General features: G+C 45.6%; 3 protein-coding genes. 2 read left to right on the top strand and 1 reads right to left on the bottom strand.

Annotated elements, in window-relative coordinates; translation table 11 throughout:
- Positions 1 to 552: amino acid--tRNA ligase-related protein (locus RMO35_RS07740; protein WP_309739941.1), on the top strand; the 552-nt coding region annotated here is incomplete at its 5' end.
- 102 nt (positions 553 to 654) lie between these two features.
- Here RMO35_RS07740 and RMO35_RS07735 read toward each other — a convergent pair.
- Positions 655 to 1,422, bottom strand: a complete 768-nt coding sequence (locus RMO35_RS07735) for an SGNH/GDSL hydrolase family protein (RefSeq protein WP_309739938.1) — start codon at positions 1,420 to 1,422, stop codon at positions 655 to 657.
- A 33-nt stretch (positions 1,423 to 1,455) separates the two neighbouring features.
- Between RMO35_RS07735 and purU the strand changes: the two genes are divergently transcribed.
- The coding region (gene purU / locus RMO35_RS07730; protein WP_309739936.1) for a formyltetrahydrofolate deformylase at positions 1,456 to 2,274 on the top strand (819 nt) is incomplete at its 3' end.

The raw sequence follows: 2,274 nt of genomic DNA, 5'->3' as shown, positions 1-2,274 counted from the left end.
CACGAGATCGTCAAAGAAGTGACTGGTTTGGACTTTAGTAGTTTTGACTCATTAGAGACAGCCCAAGCAGCCGTCAAAACTGCCGGGATCGGCGGCTGTGCTGACGTTAAAACACTTGGAAAACTCATGAACGAGGTATTCGAGCAAAAGTGTGAAACGACCCTAATTCAGCCCACCTTCGTCATCGATTATCCTACCGAAATCTCCCCCCTCGCGAAACCCCATCGATCGAAACCCGGACTCGTCGAACGGTTTGAATTATTTGCAGTCGGACGCGAACTCGCCAATAGTTTCTCAGAGTTAACCGATCCCGTCGATCAGCGAGAACGCTTAGAAGCTCAAGCCGCGCGTAAAGCCGAAGGCGACAACGAAGCTCACGACATCGATGAAGACTTCCTCACGGCGCTAGAATACGGGATGCCCCCAACTGGCGGCTTAGGCATCGGGATCGATCGATTGGTGATGCTCTTATGCAATTGTGCCAGTATCCGGGACGCGATCGCCTTCCCACTCCTCAAACCAGAACCGAGCGAACAATCTGAAGACACATAAATCAACGTAGGGTGTGTTATCGCGCCAGCGTAACGCACCACCTCTATCTAAAGACGCATAAATAAATAGAAGTAGGGTGTACCGCGTCAGCGTAACGCACCATCATTTTTTATTTTTACCCGATCGATCGAGCCTACCAATTCGTTTCACCAATTCTCGATCGAGCAGTGCATATCCTTGGGGGTTTAAATGTAACTCATCCAAGCGATACTTATCTAACATCATCCCGCGAGCGTCAGCAAGTAGCGGAAAAGTATCAAAGACGATCGTTTTGTCATCAGCTAGAGTGGCAATATAGGTATTGACTTCCTTAATTGCTACAGCGATGTCATCCGACCAAAAAGACTTCCGCTCCAATGGTACTTCGCCAACGGGAAAAATTGTCGTGACGATCGCGACAGCACCCAAACTCTTAGTTTCACTGACGATCCGGTTGATATTCGCCTGACAATTAGCGATAATTTCTTGCTTGCGCTCGGGGAATAAGGCAATAGTTTTAAGATCGTTAACGCCGACTTGAATAACCACGATCTTGGGCTTTAAAAGACGCACATGAGCTGAAAATCGCTCGATCGTCTGAATTGATGTTTGACTGGGAATCCCTCGGTTAATGAACTCATAGCCATCGAGCTGGGGCGATGTCCAACTGGCTGCTCTGGAGTCACCAAAAAAGACGATCCGAGATTTGGTAGAGTTAGTAACTTGCTGAAGATTTTGGGCATAATAGCTCAAGCCTACTGGATCTAACCGAGTTTGATTTAGCTCAAAATAGTATTGCTTGGCGCGATTGTAGAGTAAAAAGTTGATAAAAATTGAACTTCCGAGTAATCCTAATCCCAAAGCGATCCATAGTAGAAAAAATTTGCTCATTCAACTAGACCTAAATATCAACTAATCATCAAGATGAAACCGACAGCTACACTACTATTTTCTTGCCCAGATAGCCGAGGATTGGTTGCTAAAATAGCTAATTTTATTTATGCTAATGGCGGTAACATCGTTCATGCAGACCATCATACCGATTTTAATGCTGGGTTATTTCTCACGCGGATCGAATGGCAAATCGATGGCTTTAATCTCCCCCGCGAACTAATTGCTCCGGCTTTTGGCGCGATCGCGCAACCTTTAGATGGTACTTATCAAATTAGATTCTCGGACACGGTTCCGCGTTTAGCGATTTGGGTTAGTCGTCAAAATCACTGTTTGCTCGATCTAATTTGGCGACAGCAGGCGGGAGAGTTTTTAGCAGAAATCCCCTTAATTATTAGCAATCATCCCGATCTAGAATCGATCGCGCAACAATTTGGCATCGATTATCATTACTTACCAATTACTAAAGATAATAAGCAAGAACAGCAGCAGCGACAATTAGAACTACTCAAAGAATATCAGATCGATCTAGTGATTTTAGCAAAATACATGCAGATTATTAGTCCTGAATTTATCGATGCCTTTCCCAGCCATAATATTATCAATATTCACCACTCCTTTCTCCCGGCATTTGTCGGCGCTAATCCATACCACAAGGCTTATGAACGTGGGGTGAAGATTATTGGGGCAACGGGTCATTATGTGACTTCTGAGCTAGATGCTGGGCCGATTATCGAGCAGGATGTGGTGAGAGTTACCCACCGCGATGATGTGGACGATTTGATTAGGAAGGGCAAGGATCTCGAACGGATCGTGCTGGCGCGGGCGGTACGACACCACCTTCAAAATCGG

This window comes from Chamaesiphon sp. OTE_20_metabat_361 (assembly GCF_031364565.1).
The sequence above is the reverse complement of the archived record's forward strand: the minus strand, read 5'-3'. Positions and strand labels throughout refer to the sequence as shown.